This window comes from Sulfurimonas sp. (assembly GCF_026991475.1).
Lineage (GTDB): Bacteria > Campylobacterota > Campylobacteria > Campylobacterales > Sulfurimonadaceae > Sulfurimonas.
The window spans coordinates 1-1,632 of the sequence record NZ_JALXBK010000067.1 but is presented as its reverse complement, the minus strand read 5'-3'; the positions used below and the strand labels follow the sequence as shown (position 1 = coordinate 1,632).

Here is a 1,632-nt window from a genome sequence, read left to right as displayed (position 1 = left end):
GCGGTGTTCGTGTTGGAATATTTTGCAAGTTTGGATTTTTTGAGCTCAATCGTCCTGTTGCTGTTCCTGTTTGAACAAAAGAGGTATGGATTCTATGTGTCTCAGTTGCATTTGCTAGTTTTAAAAGTGGGTCAATATATGTTGAGTAAAGTTTATGCACCTCACGGTACTCCAACAGTTTGACTATGATGGGATGCTTATCTTTTAATGAGCTTAGTACCTTTTCATCTGTAGAGTAACCAGTCTTTGTCTTTTTTCCAACAGGCAGACCAAGTGTTTCAAAAAGTACAACACCAAGCTGTTTTGTAGAGTTAATGTTAAACTCACTCCCTGCAAGTTCATAAATACTTTTTGTAAGCCCCTCTAATGTCTCTTTAACCTCAACTAAGAACTTCTCAAAAAACTCTGTATCAACTTCTATGCCCTCTTTTTCCATCTTTAAAAGTGTTTTTATAAATGGAATCTCTACTTCTCTTGCTTCATCTATGAGATGTTTTGCATCTTGAAGTTCTAATTTTTGCAAAAAGAGTTTGTAAAGCTTCAAAGTGATAAAAGCATCTTCAGCTGCATAAACGCAAGCATCACCAAGCGCAACGCTAGAGAAGTTTTCTCCTTTTTTCACAGTATCTTTAAACGCAACCATATTATGTCCAAGCAGTTTATCCGCAAGCTTATCCAAAGAGAGTGCAGATTCAGGGTTAATAAGCCACGCTAAAATCATACTGTCACAGTAGATTGGCAATGTATCATCTTCTAAAAAACGCGATACAAAATGCAGGTCAAACTTAATGTTATGTCCTACTACACGAGAAGCAAATATTTTACGCATTGCCTCTTTTGCCGCGTCATGACTAATCTGTTTTTCAACACCCAGATAGAAGTGTCCAAATGGTACATAGTAAGCTTCATCATCATCCGTACAAAAGCTAAAACCGACAAGTCTGTCGCAAAAATAATCAAGTCCTGTTGTCTCTGTATCAAACGCAATAATTGTTTCAGGTTTAAGTTGAGCAAGCACTGCGTTTAGCTCTTTTTCATCTGTAATAAGAGTCGCTTTAAATGCAAGTTTTTTATTCTCTTGCGCACACATTTCTTGTGCTTTTTGTGCCCCTTCTCTCTTTGCATCGCTTACAAGATTTTTTGCATGAAGTGAACGAAGTACTGCGTTTTGCTCATACTGTACAAGCTCATCATAAATATTTAAAAATGGATTTTCAACATCCATTTTATACTCTTGGAAATCAAACGCATCACACTCAAAAACATTTGGATGAAGCGTTACAAGCTCTTTTGACATATAAGCCTGCTCTTTTGAAGCAATAAGCTTCTTCTGCATTGCACCCTTTATTTCATCAATATGCTCATAAACATTATCAAGCGTACCGTACTCTTTTAAGAGTTTCTCTGCACCAACTTTTCCTATGCCTTTCACCCCGGGGACATTATCGGCACTATCACCTAAAATAGATTGATAATCAATAAACTGTTTAGGTGTCACACCATACTTCTCATAACAGGCTTTTTCATTTACATACTTGCGTTTAATAGCATCAACTATAACAACTTTGTCATCATCTATAAGCTGATAGAGGTCTTTATCATGCGATACAACACGAACTTTATATCCCTGTT

1 protein-coding gene is annotated in these 1,632 nt (G+C 36.6%); it reads right to left on the bottom strand.

What is annotated here, in order from left to right; all coding sequences use genetic code 11:
• On the bottom strand, positions 1 to 1,632 hold a 1,632-nt coding region (locus MV589_RS05435), incomplete at both ends, for a DNA polymerase (protein WP_297432824.1).